The 20,540-nt window shown below is 69.0% G+C and carries 18 protein-coding genes; 11 read left to right on the top strand and 7 right to left on the bottom strand.

The window, feature by feature from the left end; all coding sequences use genetic code 11:
* The first annotated feature begins 193 nt into the window (after positions 1-193).
* The 4 genes from GLP40_RS06555 (at position 194) to GLP40_RS06540 (ending at position 4,468) form a co-directional block, all read left to right on the top strand.
* A complete protein-coding gene (locus GLP40_RS06555; RefSeq protein WP_328289794.1) occupies positions 194-1,327 on the top strand; it encodes an LLM class flavin-dependent oxidoreductase in 1,134 nt (377 codons plus the stop codon).
* Between the two features lie 8 nt (positions 1,328-1,335).
* Entirely contained in the window at positions 1,336-1,992 is a 657-nt protein-coding gene (locus tag GLP40_RS06550) for an FMN reductase (RefSeq protein ID WP_154786963.1), read from the top strand.
* A 28-nt stretch (positions 1,993-2,020) separates the two neighbouring features.
* Positions 2,021-2,983 (top strand): DUF5996 family protein, encoded by a 963-nt coding sequence (locus GLP40_RS06545; RefSeq protein ID WP_154786962.1) that lies wholly within the window; start codon positions 2,021-2,023, stop codon positions 2,981-2,983.
* A 111-nt stretch (positions 2,984-3,094) separates the two neighbouring features.
* Positions 3,095-4,468 carry a bifunctional lysylphosphatidylglycerol flippase/synthetase MprF gene (locus GLP40_RS06540; protein WP_154786961.1) on the top strand — a complete coding sequence of 458 codons (1,374 nt, stop codon included), beginning with the start codon at positions 3,095-3,097 and terminating at the stop codon, positions 4,466-4,468.
* 178 nt (positions 4,469-4,646) lie between these two features.
* On the opposite strand, the gene GLP40_RS06535 is transcribed toward GLP40_RS06540, so the two are convergent.
* Positions 4,647-5,396, bottom strand: a complete 750-nt coding sequence (locus GLP40_RS06535; RefSeq protein WP_154786960.1) for an SDR family oxidoreductase — start codon at positions 5,394-5,396, stop codon at positions 4,647-4,649.
* 80 nt (positions 5,397-5,476) lie between these two features.
* Positions 5,477-5,857: a hypothetical protein gene (locus GLP40_RS06530; protein ID WP_328289793.1), complete on the bottom strand. Its 381-nt coding sequence runs from the start codon at positions 5,855-5,857 to the stop codon at positions 5,477-5,479.
* 185 nt (positions 5,858-6,042) lie between these two features.
* Here GLP40_RS06530 and GLP40_RS06525 point away from each other — a divergent pair, with 185 nt between their 5' ends.
* From GLP40_RS06525 to GLP40_RS06500, 6 genes are all read left to right on the top strand, one after another.
* Positions 6,043-6,600 (top strand): sigma-70 family RNA polymerase sigma factor, encoded by a 558-nt coding sequence (locus tag GLP40_RS06525; protein ID WP_154786959.1) that lies wholly within the window; start codon positions 6,043-6,045, stop codon positions 6,598-6,600.
* Between the two features lie 134 nt (positions 6,601-6,734).
* Positions 6,735-7,193 (top strand): Rieske (2Fe-2S) protein, encoded by a 459-nt coding sequence (locus GLP40_RS06520; protein ID WP_230329308.1) that lies wholly within the window; start codon positions 6,735-6,737, stop codon positions 7,191-7,193.
* 350 nt (positions 7,194-7,543) lie between these two features.
* Positions 7,544-9,304, top strand: a complete 1,761-nt coding sequence (locus GLP40_RS34360) for an N-acetylmuramoyl-L-alanine amidase (RefSeq protein WP_154786958.1) — start codon at positions 7,544-7,546, stop codon at positions 9,302-9,304.
* Positions 9,305-9,630: 326 nt separating this feature from the next.
* Positions 9,631-10,635 (top strand): AurF N-oxygenase family protein, encoded by a 1,005-nt coding sequence (locus tag GLP40_RS06510; protein WP_154786957.1) that lies wholly within the window; start codon positions 9,631-9,633, stop codon positions 10,633-10,635.
* A gap of 14 nt (positions 10,636-10,649) precedes the next feature.
* Positions 10,650-12,233, top strand: a complete 1,584-nt coding sequence (locus GLP40_RS06505; RefSeq protein ID WP_328289792.1) for an FAD-dependent oxidoreductase — start codon at positions 10,650-10,652, stop codon at positions 12,231-12,233.
* Between the two features lie 663 nt (positions 12,234-12,896).
* The gene (locus GLP40_RS06500; protein ID WP_196054549.1) at positions 12,897-15,023 is read left to right on the top strand and encodes an Hsp70 family protein; all 2,127 of its coding nucleotides are present in this window, start codon (positions 12,897-12,899) and stop codon (positions 15,021-15,023) included.
* Between the two features lie 110 nt (positions 15,024-15,133).
* On the opposite strand, the gene GLP40_RS06495 is transcribed toward GLP40_RS06500, so the two are convergent.
* The 3 genes from GLP40_RS06495 to GLP40_RS06485 all read right to left on the bottom strand — a co-directional run bounded on the left by GLP40_RS06495 (position 15,134) and on the right by GLP40_RS06485 (position 17,256).
* Positions 15,134-15,898: an SDR family NAD(P)-dependent oxidoreductase gene (locus tag GLP40_RS06495; RefSeq protein WP_154786954.1), complete on the bottom strand. Its 765-nt coding sequence runs from the start codon at positions 15,896-15,898 to the stop codon at positions 15,134-15,136.
* Between the two features lie 119 nt (positions 15,899-16,017).
* Entirely contained in the window at positions 16,018-16,665 is a 648-nt protein-coding gene (locus tag GLP40_RS06490; protein ID WP_154786953.1) for an HAD family hydrolase, read from the bottom strand.
* A gap of 24 nt (positions 16,666-16,689) precedes the next feature.
* The gene (locus GLP40_RS06485) at positions 16,690-17,256 is read right to left on the bottom strand and encodes a hypothetical protein (protein WP_230329307.1); all 567 of its coding nucleotides are present in this window, start codon (positions 17,254-17,256) and stop codon (positions 16,690-16,692) included.
* A 137-nt stretch (positions 17,257-17,393) separates the two neighbouring features.
* Here GLP40_RS06485 and GLP40_RS06480 point away from each other — a divergent pair, with 137 nt between their 5' ends.
* The gene (locus tag GLP40_RS06480) at positions 17,394-18,101 is read left to right on the top strand and encodes a TIGR00266 family protein (RefSeq protein WP_154786952.1); all 708 of its coding nucleotides are present in this window, start codon (positions 17,394-17,396) and stop codon (positions 18,099-18,101) included.
* A gap of 179 nt (positions 18,102-18,280) precedes the next feature.
* On the opposite strand, the gene GLP40_RS06475 is transcribed toward GLP40_RS06480, so the two are convergent.
* Both GLP40_RS06475 and GLP40_RS06470 read right to left on the bottom strand, forming a co-directional pair.
* Complete coding sequence (locus tag GLP40_RS06475; protein WP_154787279.1) at positions 18,281-19,003, bottom strand: sirohydrochlorin chelatase; 723 nt, start codon at positions 19,001-19,003, stop codon at positions 18,281-18,283.
* Positions 19,004-19,175: 172 nt separating this feature from the next.
* Entirely contained in the window at positions 19,176-20,495 is a 1,320-nt protein-coding gene (locus tag GLP40_RS06470) for a sulfate adenylyltransferase subunit 1 (protein ID WP_154786951.1), read from the bottom strand.
* Between the last annotated feature and the right edge of the window lie 45 nt (positions 20,496-20,540).

Here is a 20,540-nt window from a genome sequence, read left to right as displayed (position 1 = left end):
GCGGGTACTCCGCAGTCCTCGTGTCCCGAATCGGCCAGGTGCCGCCGGTATTCCGACGCCGCGGCACGGGCAGCCGCGCGGGGTCGGCAGTGGCGCGAATCACGCGCCGATCGGGCCTCGGAATACCCGTACCATCCCCTATGTTCAAGTGGTTGCCATATCCACCAAAATGGCAGCGACTCGAGGAGGATCCGTGCAGTTCGGAATTTTCAGCGTCGGCGACGTGACGATGGACCCCACCACCGGCCGGACCCCGACCGAGGCCGAGCGAATCCAAGCCATGGTCCGCATCGCCCGCAAGGCCGAAGAGGTCGGTCTCGACGTCTTCGCCACCGGCGAGCACCACAACCCGCCCTTCGTGCCGTCCTCGCCGACCACCATGCTCGGCTATATCGCGGCGCAGACCCAGAACCTGGTCCTGTCCACCTCGACCACCCTCATCACCACCAACGACCCGGTCAAGATCGCCGAGGACTTCGCCATGCTGCAGCACCTGGCCGGCGGCCGGGTGGACCTCATGATGGGCCGCGGCAACACCGGACCCGTCTACCCGTGGTTCGGCAAGGACATTCGCGACGGCATCCCGCTCGCGGTGGAGAACTACCACCTGCTGCGCCGCCTGTGGCGCGAGCACCGCGTCGACTGGGAGGGCAAGTTCCGCACCCCGCTGCAGGGCTACACCTCGACCCCCGCACCGCTCGACGGCACCCCGCCGTTCGTGTGGCACGGCTCCATCCGCTCGCCCGAAATCGCCGAGCAGGCCGCCTATTACGGGGACGGCTTCTTCCATAACAACATCTTCTGGGATCAGCACCACACCCGGCAGATGGTGAACCTCTACCGCCGCCGCTTCGAGCACTACGGGCACGGCGCGGCCGAACAGGCCATCGTCGGACTCGGCGGCCAGGTCTTCATGGCCGAGACCGAGGCCGAAGCCAAGCGGATCTTCCGCCCCTACTTCGACAACGCGCCCGTGTACGGGCACGGACCGTCGATGGAGGACTTCACCGAGCTGACGCCGCTCACCGTCGGCACCCCCGAACAGGTCATCGAGCGCACCCTGGGCTTCGCCGACAATGTCGGCGACTACCAGCGGCAGCTGTTCCTCATGGACCACGCCGGCCTCCCGCTCGAGATGGTGCTGGAGCAGCTCGAGATCCTCGGCAAGGAGGTGGTCCCGGTGCTGCGCAAGGAGTTCGAGGCGCGCCGCCCCGCCGGAGTGCCCAGCGATCCGCCCACCCACGCGTCGCTGGTCGCCGCCGGCCCCGGCGCCCCGCACCATCTGGTCGAGCCCGCCCGCGAGCGCACGCTCGCCGAAAAGAACTGAGGATGAGCATGAGTCGCAAACTGGTTGTCCTGACCGCCGGCCTCTCACAGCCCTCCTCCACCCGGCTGCTCGCCGACCAGCTCGCCGCCGCGGTGACCGCGGCGGTGGGCGGGCGTGGGGAGAGCCTCGAGTTCGAGGTGATCGAACTGCGGGAACTGGCAAGCGATCTCGCCACCACCATGACCACCGGCGGGCTGCCCACGCCCGCGGTGGCCGCGGCACGGCAGCAGGTCTCCGACGCAGACGGCATCATCGCGGTGACGCCGGTGTTCACGGCGAGCTACAGCGGTCTGTTCAAGATGTTCATCGACGTCCTGGACACCGACGCCCTCAACGGCATGCCGGTGCTGATCGCCGCCACCGCCGGTACCGCCCGGCATTCGCTGGTGCTCGATTACGCCATGCGTCCGCTGTTCACCTACCTGCGGGCCGTGGTCGTGCCGACCGGCGTCTTCGCCGCCACCGAGGACTTCGGCTCGAGCGGCCTGGCCGAGCGCATCCACCGCGCGGCCGCCGAACTGGCCCAGCTGGTGGTCGACGAACCCACCGGCGTGCAGGGCTTCCTGCAGGACGAACCGGCCCGTCACCGCAGCTCCGGCAATGGCGTCGGCGCGGTGCGCCCGTTCAGTGAACTGCTGGCCGGGCATACCGGCGACGGACGGTAGCGAACAGGTAGCTGGGTAGCATGAGCGGATGGCCGAGGAAGTTCTGCCCGCCATCCCGCTCGACTCCTGGCGGCCCACCAAGGAAACCCTGCACCGCTACGCCCAGATCGTCGGCAAGGTGGCACTGGCCAAAGGCATCAGGCGCAACCACTGGTGGCACACGACCTACCGGCTCACCGCCCGCGGTTGGACCTCCGTCCCGCTCGGCACCGCCACCGAGGGCCCGGTGTTCACGTGCGCCTTCGACTTCTTCGACCATGTGCTGCGGCTCAGCAACGACCGCGGCACACAGGAGGAGGTTCCGCTCACCGGCCAGTCGGTGGCGAGCTTCTACACCGAGACCATGAGCGCGCTGGGCAATCTCGGCGTCGATGTGGTCCTGGCCCACCCCACGCCCTTCGACCTGCCCGACCACGGGCGGCCCTTCGACCAGGACGACGAACACCACGCCTACGATCCGGCCGCCGCCCGGCACGCGTTCCATGTGCACAGCCAGGTGGGCCGAATCCTGGAACGCTTCAGCGCGACCTACTCCGGCAAGATCAGCCCGGTCCAGCTGTTCTGGCACACCTTCGACCTGGCCGTCCAGCGTTTCTCCGACCGCAAGGTCCGCATGCCCGACAGCGTGGATCCGGTCACACGCGAGGCATACTCGCGGGAGGTGATCAGCGCCGGATTCTGGTTCGGCGACGACAAGATCCCGGCCCCGACCTTCTACTCCTACACCGCGCCCGAGCCCGCGGGGCTGACCGAGCGGCCGCTGCGGCCGGCCGAGGCCCGCTGGGTGGCCTCCGGGTCCGGCCACAACGCCTACCTGCGCTACGACGACGTCCGCGTCCGCGCCGACCCGGTCCGCGCCGCGCTGGATTTCTTCCAATCCCAGTACGAGGCCGGATCGAGTCTCGCAGGCTGGGACGTCGCCGGTCTGGCCTGCCACAATGGAATCACCGACCCCGTGCTCGCCTCGCCACGGCTGGGGTGGCCGGAATAACCGGGTGCCCTTATTCGTATCCCCCACATAGTGTGTCGACGTGGGAGATGCGGAGGATCACTATGGGGAGAGGGCCCGCAAGGCTTTCGCGTGTGGAGAAAAGGGGTCCAGATGCGTGAGGAACGCATGCCGAATCCGACGTTGACCGCCTACCGGGAGACCACCTTCACCGCCGGGCCGAGCACCCGTGTCGGCCTGATGGGCGCACTGGTACTGGGCAGCGTCATCCTGGTCTGGGCGGCCGAACACGCATCCCGCGACGGCGATGACCACGGCTGGTTCGTGGCGGTGTCCTGCGCCGGGCTGTTCGTGGCCCGCGGGCTGTACCTGCGGCGGCCCATCACCCTGCCGCACCTCACCTACGCGGCATTGACGCTGGTGGTCTCGAACTTCAGCTACCGGACCGAGCACCCGGTGATCGGCTTCCTCTTCCTGGCGGCCAGCGGCGCCATTCTGGTGCTGCCACAGGGCAGTAAGCCGCAGCCCGAACAGCTGCCACGGGTGGCCGAACTGGTGCGGCGCAGCCAGCGGGATCCGCTGGCGCCCTTCGCGCTCCACTCCTCCAAGTCCTACTTCTTCAATGCCGACGGCTCCGCGGCCATCGCCTACCGGGCCCGCCTCGGCATCGCGGTGGTGGCCGGCGATCCGATCGGCGACGCCGACCGGTTCCCCGAATTGCTCACCGAATTCTCGCTTTTCGCGGGTAGCCACGGCTGGCGCATCGCGGTGCTGGGCGCGAGCGCGGAGGTCGCCCAGATCTGGCAGCGGCGGGCGGTGGACCATGGCGGGCTGCGCGCCATCGGCATCGGCCGCGACGTGGTCATCGATGTCGACCACTTCGACATGGTCGGCCGCAAATTCCGCAACCTGCGGCAAGCGGTGAGCCGCACCAAGAACTTCGGCGTCACCACCGAGATCCTGCCCGAGGTCGCGCTCACCGAACCCCAGCGCGAGACCCTGCTGGCCATCGTGGACGAGTGGGGGAGGGGGCGGCAGACCCGCGGCTTCTCCATGATCCTCGACCACCTTCTCGACGGTCGGCACCCCGGCATGCTGGTGGTGATGGCTCGCGACGCCGACGGCCAAGTGGCCGGCTTCCAGCGCTACGGCATGTCCGGCAACGGACAAGAACTCAGTCTTGACGTGCCGTGGCGGCGGCGCGACGCACCCAACGGGCTCGACGAGCGCATGATCGTGGACCTGGTGGACTACGCGCGCGAGCACGGCATCAAGCGAATCTCGCTGGCCTTCGCGGCATTTCCGGAGGTCTTCGCCGACAAGCACCGGTCGCGGACCATGCAGGCGGTGTATCTGGCGGTGCGCCTGGGTGATCCGCTCATCCGGCTGGAGTCGCTGTACCGGTTCCTGCGCAAGTTCAACGCTTTCGGCGATCAGCGTTACGTGCTGCTGCGCCGGCGTGCGATCGTCATCACGGCTCTGGCGCTGCTCACCCTCGAATTCGTCCCGCACCGCAAGCAGTACTGACCAACCCTTCGAACGCTCGAGGGCGATCCCCGAAACCGTGAGCACGATTCCGTGCCGCGGCACCATGGAATGCTCTCGCCCTCCCACAGGCGGTCGCTGAAGCCGTGCCAGGTGGTGTGAACTTGGCCGTGTCCGCGATCGAGCCGCGACGGGGGCCTCACGCCGCGATGACGGGGCTTCAGCCCATCCGCGCCATGACGGCGCGCGGCAGCAGTGGCATCACAAATCCGAGGACGCGCCACGGCCATTCGGGCACCGAGGCGCGCACGGCCTCCCGCTCGATGGCGGCCACCATGGAATTCACGCCCTTGTCCAGTGGCACAACCAGTTTCGCGTCTCCGGCCTGGGCGGCCATATCGGTGGCAATGAATCCCGGCTGCACCGTGGTCACGGCGATCGGGGTGCCGCGCAACTCGATGGCCAGCCCCTCGCCCAGCGCCGTCACGCCCGCCTTGCTGGCCGCGTACGCCGCCTTCTTGCCGGGCAGCCCGCGCACCGCGCTCATGGACGAGATGAGCACCAGGTGCCCGGCGTTCTGCTGCCGGAAGATGCTCATGGCCGCCTCGGCCTGGGCCAGCGCGCTGACGAAGTTCGTGGTGGCGGTGGCCAGATTGGCGTCCGCGCGGCCGGTACCGAGGCGCGCGCCCTTCCCGATGCCGGCATTGACGATGATCCGGTCCAGTCCGCCGAGCTCCGCGCGCAGCTCGTCGAAGACCTTCGGAACGGCCGCATGGTCGTCCACGTCCAGCGCGCGCACCGCGACCGTGATCCCGGGGTAGGCGGTGAGCAGTTCGTCGCGCAGTTCCTCGAGATGGGAGACCCGTCGCGCGCACAGCCCCAAGTCGCGTCCCCGCCGCGCGAATTCGCGGGCCATGCCCGCGCCCAATCCGGAGCTGGCGCCGGTGATGAGAATCTTCCGCCTGGTCATGCCGTCACCCTAGCCGCGCCGTGCCCGAGGGAAGGGGTCTCGGGCACGGTGCCCGAGACCCCCGTCGGAGCGCGGCGTGGTTATCCGAAGGAGCCGGTATCGGGCCGCGCGGGTTGCAGATGCCAGGCACCGCAGTTCTCGGTGGAGAAGGCCACATCGGTCGCCTTGATCTCCACCGTGATCGGCTTCGTACGGGTGAAGTCGCTGGCGATGATGTAGTAGTTCGGGTCCGGGTAGTCGGCGGGCTGCTGGACTTTCCACAGCCGCCGCCAGAAGCATGCGCCGGCGGCTGGATCCGGCGTCCCGTCGCCGATATAGGTGCCCGGCTTGATATCCACATTGACCAAATACGCCCCGTCCACGGTGATATCGGTGACCGGTTCGGCGGCCGCAATTCCGGATGCGGCCATTGTCAGCGCGGAAGCGAATGCTCCCGCGACCATGAGCGCGCCTGCACGCACGGTGTTTCCTCCCTGAGCAGCTCACTGCACCGCACGGTTCCCGGCGTGCGGTGCCGGGCGAGATCCCCGAGTCTCCCGGGAGGGTCTATCAGAAACTCGGGTCTGTTTTCGGGAAATCAGGGCGATTCAGGAAAATACACAATCTCGAGCGATGCCTTTTCGGCTCCCGCAACGATATTCAAGGCATGAGAAGACTACGCCCGGTCAGGGCCGGATGCGCCGACCAGTGCGCCCGGCTGTGCACGGACGCGGGCCTGGCAGCCGTCCTCGCCGCTGACCGCGGCCTACTGCACTGGCGGGCCATGAGCCGCCTAGGGGACCCGGGTTTAGCCGAACATGCCGTGCAGGAAACGTTGCTGCGGGCGTGGCGCGCCTGCGCCAGCTACGACCCGGACCGGGGCAGCGTGCGCACCTGGCTGCTCACCATCGAACGCAATGTGCTCATCGATACTGCCCGCTTCCGGGCCGCCCGCCCCGGTGACACCAGCTGGGACGAAATCGGCGAGCAGGCCGAGAACCACTGCGCCCGGCCCGACTTCAGCGACGCCCTGACCGACGCACTGCTGGTAGCTGACCTGCTGGCTCAGCTGCCGCGGCCGCAGCGCGACGCCGTCGTGCAGGTCATTCTGTGCGATCGCGCCTATCAGGACGTGGCCGCCGATCTCGGCATCCCGGTCGGCACGGTCAAGACCCGCGTGCACTACGCGCTGCGCTCCCTGCGTCGTTTGCCGATCAGTGCGTGACCCGATGCCGGAGGAGGTGGTTTTCGCCGCGCACCCGCGGGCATATCGCGGATGCGTGAACCCGCAGACCCCTCCACACGTCGAACAAGCAGCGGCCGATCCGAACCGGCTCGGCCCCGAGCGAGGAGTTACCGATGCCCGACATCACCCCGGCTCCCGACGGATTCCGCATGGACCGCCGGACCGCCCTGGCCACCACCGCGGTCGCCGCGACCGCGCTCACCGTGGCGGGTTGCAGCAGCACCTCGAATCAGCCCGCCTCGGCCGCCCCCGACACGACGCCGGCCAAGCACGATTCCAACCCGGCCAAGAAGCAGGACGTGCTGGCCAATACCGGTGACGTCCCGGTCGGCGGCGGCGTGATCACCGGGGACACCGTCATCACCCAGCCGACCGCCGGCTCCTTCGAGGCTTTCTCGTCCACCTGTACCCACCTGGGCTGCAAGGTGAATGCGGTGACCGATGGCCTGATCAAGTGCCCGTGCCACGGCAGCACCTTCCACCTGGACGGCACGGTCGCGAGCGGTCCCGCGCCGCGGGCGTTGGATTCCAAGGCCATCCGGGTCGACGGCGACCAGATCGTCTCGGCCTGACCTGCGCCCGGCACGCGGCTCGACGCCGGGGGATGCGCCGAGCCGGGTTCGACCGAGCGTTAATACGCTCCCACCATCGACTTCACCGCCCCGCACGCCCGGTCGTGCGGGGCGGCATCTTTCCGGGCGCGTCGCCGCCGTGGCCGCCGTGGAGTGCGGGATAGTGGGTGCGGTGGTCGATTGCTCATTGCGCCCGGTAGTGCCGGGTCGGGGGTTTTCGGGCGTCTGACCACTGGTAACGGTTCCATCACGAAGCTTGCCAGCGAGTAACTGGTGTTGCCAGAGTGAACAAATGGGTCTGGTGTTACTAGTGGGAAGGGAGGGGCGCTCGCCCCGAGCGCCGTCCGCTTATGAAGCCGAGCATCACTAAGGCCGGAGTTTGCACCGCCGTCACCGCGGCGGCCATCACCACCGTGGCCGGCATCGTCCCGGCCGCCGCGCTGGCCGCGCCCGCGCTGCCGGTGCTGCCCCAGAAGCTCGCCGGGAAGACCATCTTCCTGGACCCGGGCCATCAGGGCGCCAATCACAGTCAGGACGAGAACAAACAGGTCAGCGACGGCCGCGGCGGCACCAAGGCGTGCCAGACCACCGGCATGACCAGCCTGCACGGCGTCGCCGAGCACACCATCAACTGGGATGTCGCGCAGTTGGTGCGCGCCTCGCTCGAGGGCATCGGCGCGCACGTGGTCATGAGCCGCCCGGACGACAGCGGCTGGGGCGGCTGCATCGACGATCGGGCCAAGGCCGCCAATGCCTCCGGCGCCGATCTCGCCGTCAGTATCCACGCCGACAGCGGTCCCGCCGACGGCCGCGGCTTCCATCTCATCGTGCCGGCGCTGCCCGTCGCCGACCCCAAGGTCACCGAGGTGCAGTCCGGCGCCGGACTGGCCGCCAGCAAGGCCATGCGAGACGCCTACGTGCAGAGCGGATTCCAGGTCGCCACCTACAACGGAGCGGTCGATGGATTGCAGACCCGCTCCGATATCGCCGGGCCCGCGCTGACCACGGTGCCGGACGTGTTCCTCGAAATGGGCAATGGTGCCAATGCCGAGGACGCGCAGCAGCTGGAAACCCCGGAGGGGCAGCTCGAGCACGCCGTCGCCATCACCACCGGCATCGCGTCCTACCTGCTCGGCGTGACCGTGCCCGCCGACACCGCGAAGGCGTCCGAGTCGGGAACGCAACCGGGACAACAGGTTCCGGACCAGCCCGCGCAGACGCCGCAGGCTGCCCCAGGCCAGCCCTCGCAGGTGCCCGCCTCGGAGCAGACTCCGCAGGCCGTGGCGCCGACACCCCAGGCCGCGGTCCCGCAGGCGCCGCGGGTCCCGCGGGCGGTGGTTCCGGCGCGGGCGCCCCAGGCCAGCGTTCCGGCGGCTCCCGCGCAGCCGGGGCAGGCGGAGCAGGCCGGGCAGGCGCAACCGGGGCAGGCGCAACCGGGGCAGGGCCAGCCGGGGCAGGCCCAGCCGGGGCAGGCGCAACCAAAGCAGGCCCAGCCGGGGCAGGCGCAACCAAAGCAGGCGCAACCGGGGCAGGCGCAACCGAAGCAGGCTCAGCCAGGGCAGGCCCAGCCGCCCGCGCGGACGGCTCCCGCTCCGGCGCAACAGAATCCGGCTCCGGGGCAGCAGCCGGGCGGCGTGAGGTTCGACGTCGGCCCGCAGTTCTTCCAGCAGCTCGCCGAGCAGCTCCTGAACGCCTTGGGACAGTCGCCGACGCCGGGGCAGCCGGGTGCTCAGCCGCAGACCGCACCGCAGCCGGGAGCGCAGCCGCAGGCGGCACAGCCCGCGCAGTCGGCGCCGACCAAGCCCGCCGCCCGGCCGATCGCGGATCAGCGTGCGCCGCAATGGCAATCGCCAAGCACCCTGGACGGTCAGGGGACTTCGGCCACGCCGGGTCTTCCGGGCGCGCAGGCCCCCGCGTTCGACGAGAACTCCAAGTCCAACGGTCTGGACGTGAACTCCGTGAGCACACTGCTGCAGACGGCCATGAGGCTCTTCGGCCCGCTGGTCAAGATGCTCACGGGCGACTCCGGTCTCGCTTCCGACCTGATCAACCTGTCCTACGGTGTGGTGTCGGTGCTGAGCGGCACGCTGCTGAGCTCGGCCGCCAAGTAATCCGCTGTATCGCAGCATCGATCGCCTCCGCTCCGAATCATTCGGAGCGGAGGCGGTTTTCGTCTGCATCAGCCCTACCGGAGACGTTCGGCAAGGAGCGTCGGCGCATCGGCATCATTCGCTTCGCTGACCAGTCTCTTCCGGCGTGTAACTCGGGTGGCAGCGCTCAGGTGGTCATTTGCCCTGCTACTCGCGGGTTCATCGCGCACCCGTGTGTCGATCCGCGCTAACTCGTGCAAGCATCGTGCGAACGTGTTGTTGACGCCTCTCCTGTTTGGTGTAACTATGGGGTACACATAACGCCACTGACTGGAGAGGTGACGACGATGTCTCCGACCACGACCCCCATTGACGACCCCGTGGTTGCCGAAGCTCAGGAGTACGCCAACAAGCTGCTGCTGCTCTCGGAAGGGTCGGTGAACAAGCACTTCGACCCGTACGAGGACATCGACTGGGACAACCCCGACTTCGACGCCAACGCTCGCCCCGAGCGCTGGATCCTGCCGGAGTCCGCGGATCCGCTCGGCCGTCACGACTGGTACCGGTCGCTGACGGTGGACCAGCAGATCGCGGTCGGCAAGTACCGTCAGGCGAATATCGCCAAGGTCGGTCTGCAGTTCGAGTCCATCCTGATCAGCGGCATGGTGAACCACACCTTCTCGCTGCCCAACGGTGACGCGGAGTTCCGCTACTGCACCCACGAGATGGCCGAGGAACTCAACCACACCCTGATGTTCCAAGAGATGGTCAACCGCATCGGCGCCGACGTCCCGGGCATGGGCCCGCTGGTCCGGCAGCTGCGCTTGTTCGGCGTGCCGGTCGCGATCGCGTTCCCGAACCTGTTCTTCATGGCCGTGCTCGCCGGCGAGGAGCCGATCGACCACATCCAGAAGCAGATCCTGCGCTCGGGTGAGGAGGTGCACCCGATCATGCGCGGCGTCATGAGCATTCACGTCGCCGAGGAGGCGCGCCACATCTCCTTCGCGCACGAGTTCCTCGAGCACCACGTGCCGGAGCAGAACGCGGCCAACCGCTTCATCCTCTCGATCGCCATGCCGATCGTCATGTTCATCCTGGGCCGCTCCATCGCGACCCCGCCGAAGAAGTTCTTCCAGGAGTTCGACATTCCGGAGGAGGTGCGCAAGGAGCTGTTCTACGGATCCGAAGAGGCCAAGCAGGTCTTCGCCGACTACTTCATCGACGTGCGGGCGCTGGCCCACAAGATCGGTCTGATGAACCCGATCTCCAAGCGGGTCTGGAAGCTGCTCGGCATCGACGGCCCGGCCTCGCGCTACCGCTCGGAGCCGATCCGCTCCGGCAAGGTCGCATAGGAAGGGAACGTACAGTGCCGTACGTTGTCACCCAATCCTGTTGCAGCGACGCGTCGTGCGTCTACGCCTGCCCGGTCAACTGCATCCATCCGACGCCGGATGAGCCGGACTTCCTGACCGCGGAAATGCTCTACGTCGATCCGCGGGCGTGTGTGGACTGCGGGGCGTGCGCCACCGCGTGTCCGGTGGACGCCATCACCTCGTCGAAGAAGCTGACCGACGAGCAGCTGCCGTTCATCGAGATCAATGCGGACTTCTACCGGCAGGAACGGCCGCGGCCGTTGCTGGCCCGGCCGATTCCGGCCGCCGAGGTCAAGCCCGGTCGGGAACCGCTGCGGGTGGCCGTCATCGGCTCCGGGCCCTCGGCCATGTACGCGGCCGACGAATTGCTCACGCAGCCCGGCGTTTCCGTGACGGTGTTCGACAAGGTGACCAGGCCCTACGGTCTGGCCCGTTTCGGCGTCGCGCCCGACCACACCAAGACCCGTCAGGTCCGCGAGCTCTTCGACGTGATCTCGGCGCAGCCGGGCTTCGGGTCGTATCTGAATGTGAATGTGGGTCTGCATGTTTCGCATGAGGAACTGCTGGCGCACCACCATGCCGTGATCTACGCGGTCGGCGCGTCCTCGGACCGCAAGCTCGGGATACCGGGTGAGGGGCTGCCGGGCAGCGTCTCCGCGACCGACTTCGTGGCCTGGTACAACGGTCACCCGGAGCAGGCGGGCCGGTTCTTCGACCTGTCGCACCGGCGGGCGGTGATCGTGGGCAACGGCAATGTGGCGCTCGACGTCGCACGCATGCTGACCGCGGATCCGGAACTGCTGGTCGGCACCGATGTGTCGCAGCGAGCGCTGAACACATTGCGGCGCAGCAATATCGAGGAGGTCGTGATCCTCGGACGGCGTGGCCCGGCCGAATCCGCCTTCACCGTACCGGAATTCGTTGGCCTGCTGGGCGCGGATGTAGACATCGTCGTCGAGGGTGAGATTCCCGAGCTCGTCGAGGGCATGTCGCAGAAGGTCGAGCACAAGCTGAAGCTGTTGCGCGGCTTGGCCGATCGGCCGGTCGCCGGGCGCAAGCGCATCGTGTTCCGGTACCTGTCCGCGCCGGTGGCCATCGCCGGTGTGGACCGGGTGACCGGGATCGAGATGGTGCGTAACGAGCTCGTCACCGGCGATGACGGCGCGGTGCACGCGGTTGCGACCGAGGCGGTCGAGACCCTCGACGCCGGACTGGTGTTGACCTCGGTGGGCTACCGGGGTATGGCACTGCCAGGCGTGCCGTTCGACGAGCGAGACGGGGTCATCCCGAACCTGGACGGCCGGGTGCTCGAGGAGTCCGGCGGCGCGGTGGTGCCCGGTGCGTATGTCACCGGCTGGATCAAGCGCGGCCCGACCGGTTTCATCGGTACCAACAAGTCATGCGCCCAGCAGACCGTGCGTCAACTGGTGGACGATTTCAATGCCGGTCGCCTGGCCCAACCCGCCCGTAGCGCAGCTGATTTCGACCGACTGGTCGGTGAGCGACAGCCGCACGCCATCCGCGGCGGCGCCGTCAACCGTCCCCGCCGCAAGCTCTCCCTGATGGTGCGCCGCTGACCCACCCCCTCAGCGCCACCGGAGGCCGCCGCACGCAACCCTACGCGTGCGGCGGCCTTCTTCGTTCCGTAGGTCCGCGAGTACCTCGCCGGGTCGCCCGTAGTGATTCTCCTTGCCGGGCAACGTATCCCGGTCACGCGCCGACTGCGAATCTCCGGTGTCCGCGCGAAGGCGCTGGACCGAGGGTGTTGTGCGAGTTGTAATGCCTCGTTTGCTCGGGACGACATCCGGGGTAGCGGAGAAGATTTCGTAGCGAGTCACGGACGATGAAGCGGGCCGCGTGGGGGATTCCGGGACAGCTACCGACCAGTGATCGGCAATCCGCCCTCCCGTACTGGCGTCGCGGTTTCATTTTTCGGACACTACTCGCCTACCAGTCGGTATGAATTGACGGTTCGCTGCATCGTAGCCAATAAGAAAGACTGTTCGGTTGCTTTTACGGTGCAGTTGGCTCCGATCGTGTTCGGAAGGTTGTCTGAGCAGTAGATTCGCCATCTTCGCTACTGGACGCGAAATCTTCTCTCCCGATTCGATATTCAAATACCGCAAATGCCAGCTAACCTGAACGCGCTGTTTGGAAAACGACCGCGACCACATGGTTGGTACGCCCGTGGGCCGTGGTCTCGGTGCGTTGACGGGATAGCAATGACAGTTGGCTTTGGCATGAGCATCGGCACAGTGAACTCCGTCTGGGCGACCACGGCCGCTGATCGGAACCGGCCCGCGGTGCGCGTTCGCCGGACGGCCGTCACCTTCGACAGCGCCGGCGGTCCGCAGATCGGGGGGATTCCCCGGTTCGCCCCGGTGGTCACCGACTTCGCCGATCTCACGAGCGAGCCGGACCCGGTGGTCATCGGTGGTCGCATCTGGTCTCCGGCGGATCTGGTGGCGGCCGTGGTGAACGGGCTCATCGAGGCCAACGCCCCCGACGCGCCCGCCGTAACCGCTTATCCCGCTTGCTATTCGGACAAACACGTCACAAGGCTGCGGCGGGCGCTGGACTGGTCCGGCGCCGCCGACGTCACCCTCATGCCCGAGCCGGTGGCCGCGGTGGAATGGCTCGACGAGGAATACGGCATCTCCGACAATGGGCTCACTCTGGTCTACGATCTCGGCGGCAACAGTCTCGACCTCGCCGTGGTGCGCACCGAGCCGGATCGGGACGAACGCGGCATTCTCGGCCGAGCCGAACGCTCGCACGACTACGGCGGACGGCCGCTGGGCGCGCTGCTTGCCCGATATGCCCGGAGTATCGCGCCCGGTGCGACCGAGCCCATCTCGTCCATCGTGCCCGCCGCGGACACGAACCGCCTGCGCAGCTGGCACATTCGCAATTCGCTGCGATTGGTTCGATCCGTCGTGCACGGAGCCGGTCTGCACGTGGAGGAGATCGACCGGGTGCTGCTGATCGGCGGCGCTGCCCGCCCCGCCGAGGTAGCGCGCGTACTGGCCGACCTGGGCCGCCCGGTCGTCATGTCGCCCGATCCCGCGCACACCGTGGCCGTGGGTGCGTCCATCGCGGCCTTTCGCAGCGCCGACACCGGATCCGCCATCGCCCGATACGCCCCCCGCGCCGCGGTGATCTCCGGCGCCGCAGTCGCTTCCGCGCTCGCCATGTCCGCCGCCACCGTGCTCGGCGGGCCGGTCGCCGGACCGCCCGAACTGCAGGCCGCCCCCGAACCCGGCGACCCGGCCGCAGGCACCGCGGCCCTGAGCACCGGCGACATCATCGTCCTCGACGATATCGCGGCCCCGCCCAGCGTCCACTCGCGCGCCGTCGCCACCGTGGCGGCCGTCCGCGCCTACTCCCCACTGGCCTCGACCGTCACCCCCACCTGGGTCAAGAACCACCCCGTGGACTCCACCGGCGGCGGCACGCACTGCGAAACCCGCGCCCTCACAGACACCGTCGTCACCTACGCGAATCCGGCGCAGTTCATCAATCCCGTCCCGTTCCAGAACCCGGCGCTCACCGGCTGGACCGCGGGCGCCTACTCCAGCCAGATCCCCAAGGTCAGCGTTCCCGGCGCCCCCGTCCAGCCGATCTCCGGCACCCTCCCCGGCGGAGCCACCCCCGGCGCAACGCAACCCGGTGCGACCCAGCCCGGAGCCCAGCCGGGCGCGACCAAGCCCGGAAGCGAGCCGGGCGCGACCCAGCCCGGCACGGGTCAACCCGGTAGCAGTCGGCCCGGCGCAGGTGATCCCGGGAGCGGTCAGCCGGGCGGCACGACACCGGGAAGCACCACGGGCGGAAACCAACCCGGCACCGCTGGCGGAACGACCGCGGGTGCCGGAACATCCGCGGGCTCCAATCCCGGAGGCTCCACCCCGGGCAGCTCCACTGGCGGAACCAGCACGGGCGGTACAGCTTCCGGCGGAACGCCCGGCGGCTCGGCTCCCGGCGGCGGCACTCCCGCGGGCGGCGGAGCCGCTCCCGGTGGCACGACCGGCGACCCCGCCGGAGCGCACAGCGGCGGCAATGCGCCTGGTGGTTCCAACCCGGGCGGTTCGAATCCGGGCGGTTCGAATCCGGGTGGCTCCACCCCTGGCGGCGGAACCGGAACCGGAGCCGGCTCTCCCGGCGGCTCCATCCCCGGCGGCTCCACCCCCGGTGGCAGCTCACCGCGGGGTGCGAACGGCGGCGGTATCAAGGGCGGCGGTCTCGGCGGCGGCTCCGGTAACCCCGGAGGCTCCACTCCCGGTGGCAGCCACGGCGGTATGGGTGGCGGCGGACTGGGCGGCGGCGGTGGAGCCGGTGGCGGCGGCAAGGGGGGCGGTGGCCACCGCTGATCCGCTGCGGCGCCGCGTATCTCGGCGAGCTGCGCTGCTGCGGCTCCCGTTGACAGTGACGGGCCCACCCCGCGTTACCGCGCCCGGCGCGGTGGTGGGTCTGTCGTGAGTCAGCGGGCGGTGAAACCGCCGTCGATGGCCAGGGCCGCGCCCGTGACGAAGCTCGCCTCGTCGCTGAGCAGGTAGGCGCAGAACGCGGCGATTTCCTCGGGGCGGGCGATGCGGCCGAGGGGGTGCAGGGCGGCGATGGCGGCCTCGCCCTCCGGGGTCGCGCCCATGGAGGCGCGGAAGGCGGGAGTGTCGACCGCGCCGGAGATCAGGGCATTGACGCGGATGGACCGGTCGGCCGCTTCCATGGCGACGGCCCGGGTGAGGCCCACCACGCCGTGTTTGGCGGCGACGTACGGCGCGACCTGGGCCATGCCGACCACGCCGAGATTGGAGGCATTGTTGAGGATCGCGCCGCCGCCGGTGGCCGCCAGCGCCGGAACCTGGTGGCGCAGACCGTAATAGACGGCGGTCAGGTTCAGTTCGAGATCGGCCCGCCACCCGGCCTCGTCGATGTCCTGCACGGCGCCGAACGCATTGACCGCGCCCGCATTGTTGAAAGCCCCGTCCAGGCGGCCGAATTCGGTGATCGCGGCCGCCGTCAGCCGTTCCACGTCGGCTTCGACGGTGACGTCGGTGGGTATGAACAGCGCCCGGCCACCGGCGGCGTGGATCTCCGCGGCCATCAGGTCACCGGCCTCCTTGCCGCGCGCCCCGAGCGCCACGGCCCCGCCCTCGGCGGCGATCCGCCGCGCCACGGCTGCACCGACGCCCGAGGTGGCGCCGGTGATCAGGACGACCTTCGTGTCGAACCGGGCATTCGTCATGGCTGCATTCCCCTTGCGGTAGAGCTGATTTCGTTGACATGACATAGTCAATGCCGCGCGGGGAATAGTCGCTGGCGGGAAACGGCCGTCACACTTGTCATGTCATATGGCCGACTGATTCAGGAGGGCGCGAGCAGCTCCGGCAACTCGTCGAGCCCGTCGATCACCGTCGCCCGCGTCGCATCCGGATGCTCGGAGGTCAGATAGCCCCACGGCCCGCGCCGGATCAGCACCGGCATCATGCCCGCCTCCAGCGTCGGCAGCACGTCATTGTCGACCCGATCCCCGATGTAGCAGATCTCGCCGGGCGCGACCCCCGACACGTCCGCGACCCGCGCGAAGAACTTCGGATCCGGCTTCTCCAGCTCCCATTCGGCCGAGGTGTAGACCGCGTCCACCGGCAAGGTCATCCGTTCCAGGGCCGACTTCGCTTGCGGCGGTTGGTTTCCGGCGATGATCACGGTGATCCCGCGCCGCCGCAGTTCACCCAGTGCTCGCCGCGCATCCGGGTACAGGTCGTCGGCGTCGAAGTTGTTGCGCAGGCTGTCCGGCTCCTCGGCGGCCCACGCGATCTGCTCGGCCTCGACATCGATACCCGGCCGCATCAGCTCGAAGGCGTCGGCGAACGGCCGCCCGGTGGCAGCCATGCCGCCGATCACCCCCAGGAACGCGAAGCGCGGCACGCCGAGCCGGTCGGCCCACCGGCACCAGATGCGCGTCTCGTCGATCAGTGTCTCGCCCACATCGAATACCGCAGCCTTGATCATTCGCCCAGCGTATCGGGCAGTCGTTCAATGCCGGGCGTTGAGGAAGCCGATGACGGTCGCGCCCCACCAGCAGAGCTGCGACAGAAGCCCGGTGGCCGCGCCCCAGGCCAGCAGGCGCGGCGTCAGCGGGGCACCGCCGCGGGCCTTCAGACGGCGGTTGAGCGCGCAGGCCTGGATCCCGTTGAGCGTCAGCACGAGTACCAGCGCCAGTTTGGTGCGGGTCATGGCGGAGGCCAGGTTCGGTTCCAGCACGCAGCCGCTGGCCACCAGCCCGGCCAGACCCAGCCAGATGGGGACGTGCAGGCGGCTCACCGCCCAGAGGGTCTCACTCAGGGTGAGACGCCCTGCGGCCCAGCGTAAGACGAAGGAATCGGCCATGAGCACGCCGCCGAAACCCACCACCAGGGACGTGAGATGGACGAAGAGTCCGCCGCTGTGCACGGCCGGGCTGGCGGTGACGTGGGCGGCGATCCAGACGGCGGCGGCGAGGGTGCCGGTGGCCAGCAACGCGTAGGCGGACACGATTCCCCACGAATGGTGCGGTAGTCCCGCTGGCCCGGTGCGGTGCCGGGTGTCACTGGTCTGGAGCATTGCCGAGCCTTCTGTTAGGTAAGGGAAGCCTAATTTACTAAGAAGGTCATCGCGGTGGCAAGTCGGCAATGATCCCCGCGGCGGCCCGCCTCCGGGCACACTGGTGTGAGCTGTCGTGCGAGGGAGGGGAGAACCTGATGGACGCCAGAATTCGCGGGACCGTCATGCCGGTGCTCGAGGTCGCCCTCGATCCGGGTGACCGGCTCATCGCGGAGGCGGGCCAGCTCTCCTGGATGACCGACGCCATCCGGCTCAACACCTCCACCCGGGGTGCGGCGGGCGGCGTCTTCGGCGCGGTTCGCCGCGCCATGGCGGGAGCCGGGCTCTTCATGACCGAATACACCGCCCACCGCGAACCGGGCCGCGTCGCGTTCGCCGCCAAACTCCCCGGCCAGATCCTGCCGGTGCAGGTCGGCAAGGACCGTGAGTATCTGGTCCACCGCCACGGATTCCTCTGCGCCGCAGGTGATGTCCGCATCGCCCTGAGTTTCCAACGCCGCCTCGGCGCGGGGATCTTCGGTGGCGCCGGCTTCACCCTGCAACGCCTCAGCGGCGACGGTTACGCGTGGCTGGAACTCTCCGGCGAGGTAGTCCACTACGACCTGGGTCCCGGCGAAACCCTCCGCGTCCACCCCGGCCACGTCGGATTGTTCGACGCCACAGTCGATTTCGACATCACCATGGTCAAGGGCATCCGCAATGTCCTCTTCGGCGGCGACGGCCTCTTCCTCGCCGCCCTCACCGGCCCCGGCCGAGTCTGGCTCCAGTCCTTGACCATCACCAACCTCGCCCACTCCCTGATCCCATACCTCCCCATCCCCGAAGTCGGCACTCAACAGCGCTGATGTTCTCGAGTGTGCGCACGGCGCGGGCGTCGTGAACACCGGCATTGTGGGCCGAGGGCATCGGTGTGCCGCCCTGGGCCGACCGCGGCACAGCGGCGCACGGGGATATGCCGAACGGTGCCGGCCGAGCCCCTGGTCGATCGGGTTGGGACGCGCGGGGGACGTGGTCGACGCGGGCGTCAGGCCGAGAGTTCGAGCGGGAGGGAGGCGGCGGCGTAGCGGTCCAGCGCGACCTCGGCGAGCAGTGGGTGCGCGCCGATCGTCGCGGCCTGCGGCAGCCACGGTAGGGCGTCTCGCAGGCGGTCGGTGAGCAGGCCCGGGGCCAGGAACCAGGGCGCGATGAGGATCCGCTCGGCTCCGCGCGCCCGCAGCCGGGCGAATGCCTTCTGCACCGTGGGTTGGGTGGTGGCGAAGCAGATTTCGGTATCCCAGCCGGTCATGGCGGAGAGCAGTCGCGCCACATCGCCGGTGCGGGTATTGGCGGCCGCGGATGAAGAGCCCACGGCGGCAACGGCTATGCCCCAGCGGGGACCGGCGGGCCGTCGCCGGACGTGCGGGGACGCGAGCTCGGTCAGGGCCGCGGACGCGCCGTCGGCGGCCATGGCGGCCGCGATGCGATCGCGCAGGGCGATGATCAGATGCGGATCGGGACCGAGCACCTCGGCCTGGGTCAAGCGCAGCTGGGGATGGCGGGCGCGCGCGTCTTCCAGCAGTCCGGGAAGATCCACGCGCGCGTGAAAAGCACTGCCCAGCAGCAGCGGAACCACAATGGCACGCGAATGTCTTTCGGACGCAACGGCATCCACGACCTGATCCACCGACGGGGTGCTCAGATCCAGAAAGGCCAGGCGCACATCGAGATCCGGCCGCTGGGCCGCGATCCGCGCTACCACGGCACGCATGGTCGCGGCCGAGCGCGGATCCCGGCTGCCGTGCGCCACGGCGATGAGCGCGGGCGCGTGCTCGAGTCGGAAGGGACCGCCGCGCACCGTCGACAGGGCACCGGGAGCGCGGTGGGCGGCGGCTCCGCCCGGCGGGACGGCCGGAACCGCGTCGTTGCCGGGCGGATTCACCTCAGACTCCGGCTTCGGAGCCGAATTCGGCCGGAGCGCCGACCTCGACCGCCGTCAGCGCGTCGCCGACCAGGCCGGCGGCGAGGGTATTGCCGCCCGCGGGATCGATCAGCAGGAACGAACCGGTGTGGCGGTCGACGTTGTAGTCGTCGGCCACGATCGGGTCGGCCACGCGCACCGAGATGCGGCCGATGTCGTTGAGCGACAGCGACTCCGGGTTCGGATCGGCGGCCAGATGCTGCTCGTCGAAGCGCTCCAGCAGCGCGCCCACAATGGCCTGGGTAGTGCGGGTGCCGTGCTTGAGCAGCAGGCGCGCGCCCGGGCGCAGCGGCTTGTCTCCGAGCCAGCAGACGGTCGCGTCGAAGGAATCGATCGGCTCGGGGGCGTCGGCGGCGGCGGCGATCACGTCACCGCGCGAGACGTCCACGTCGTCGGCCAGGACGAGGGTGACGCTGCGGCCCGGCTGCGCCGACGCCAGTTCGCCGTTCGGGGTGTCGATGCGCTCGACCGTGGTGCGGGTGCCGGACGGCAGCACCACGACCTCGTCGCCCTTCGACACCACACCCGCCGCGACCTGTCCCGCGTAACCGCGGTAGTCCGGGTACTCGGCGGTGCGCGGGCGGATCACGTACTGCACCGGGAAACGCAGCCCCACCCGATGGCGGCCGTGCGCGTCCGCGTCCACCGGCACCGACTCCAGGTGCTCGATGAGCGAGGGTCCGCTGTAGTACGGGGTGTTGGCCGAGCGCGAGGCCACATTGTCACCGTGCAGCGCGGAGACCGGGATCTGTTGAACGTCCTCCGGAGACCAGCCGAGCTTGGTTGTCAGCTCGTTGAATTCGGACGAGATCCGCTCGAACACGCCCGCCGGATCGTCGACCAGATCGATCTTGTTGACCGCCAGCACCAGCTTCGGCACACCCAGCAGCGCCATGACCGCGGTGTGCCGGCGGGTCTGCTCGATGACGCCTTTACGGGCATCCACCAGCAGGATCACCAGCTGCGCCGTCGACGCGCCCGAGACCGTGTTACGGGTGTACTGCACGTGGCCCGGGGTGTCGGCGAGCACGAAAGACCGCTTGGGCGTGGCGAAGTAGCGGTATGCCACGTCGATGGTGATGCCCTGCTCGCGCTCGGCGCGCAGGCCGTCCACCAGCAGCGACAGATCCGGCGTGGACAGACCCTTGTCGACCGAGGCGCGGGTCACCGCGTCGATCTGGTCCGCCAGCACGGATTTGGTGTCGTACAGCAGCCGGCCGACCAGAGTGGACTTGCCGTCGTCGACCGATCCGGCGGTGGCCAGTCTCAACAGGTCGGACATCAGAAGTAACCCTCTCGTTTGCGGTCGTCCATGGCTGCTCGGGAC

The sequence above is a fragment of the Nocardia aurantiaca genome, assembly GCF_009708175.1.
GTDB classification, from domain to species: domain Bacteria; phylum Actinomycetota; class Actinomycetes; order Mycobacteriales; family Mycobacteriaceae; genus Nocardia; species Nocardia aurantiaca.
The sequence above is the reverse complement of the archived record's forward strand: the minus strand, read 5'-3'. Positions and strand labels throughout refer to the sequence as shown.